Consider the following 778-nt stretch of genomic DNA (forward strand, 5'->3'; position numbering starts at 1 on the left):
TAAAGGCCGTACAGGTCAGGCTCAGAAAAAAAGACCCCGAAAAAACCAAATCTCTTATCAAGCTCGAAAAGCAGCTGGAAAACTGGCTTGCGCAACGTTCTCTCGCTCAGATCCTAGATTGGTTCGACTGTATTGAAACCACAAAGGTACAGACCCCCATGGGCAGCTATCGATGGTCCACCGAATCAGTGGCCAGAGACAGGCTCTTTTTAAAGTGTTTGGGAGTGGGTACCAAATAGTGTACGCTTTATCCGACTTTCAGGTTAGTAGAGTGTAGCGTTTGCGAGTAAGGTTACACATTGGACAGTTATTGTGGAAATCTCAGGGATTTCCCATGTATTTCGCAAGAATTTTGCCATATTCACCCGATGCTTTCAGCTTGGCAAATCCTGAATCAAATTTTTCGGTAAAAAATTTACTTTTAGGACTCTTTTTTGAGAATAAAATATAGTAATTGTCCATATCTGTAGGAGTGGGGTGATGGGTAAACTGGACGGCTTCTGCAGGTGTTAAAAATTTGTTTATCATATAATGATGGACTCGCAAAAAAACAAAATTTCATAACCGTTTAAATTTGTTGTCTTTATATGATTTTGCTATTGATTTAAAGAGCCGTTTTTGGTATGTATATCCTGTGATATTAATCTATTATAAGGATTTTGCATGATCTACGTCAAAGACCACAAACAGTACGACATGTTCAGCCCGTTTGAGCATCTTGGTCCAAAGAGGCTGGCTCTTCTGGAGTCATCATGGGCGCATCTGTTTCGTGAAGAAA

1 pseudogene is annotated in these 778 nt (G+C 40.2%); it reads left to right on the top strand.

The features are described 5' to 3' along the window. Nucleotides 1-239 (top strand): annotated as a pseudogene (locus FIM25_RS17465) (IS1634 family transposase); the annotation flags it as partial. Nucleotides 240-778: the final 539 nt, after the last annotated feature.

The organism is Desulfobotulus mexicanus (assembly GCF_006175995.1).
GTDB lineage: Bacteria > Desulfobacterota > Desulfobacteria > Desulfobacterales > ASO4-4 > Desulfobotulus > Desulfobotulus mexicanus.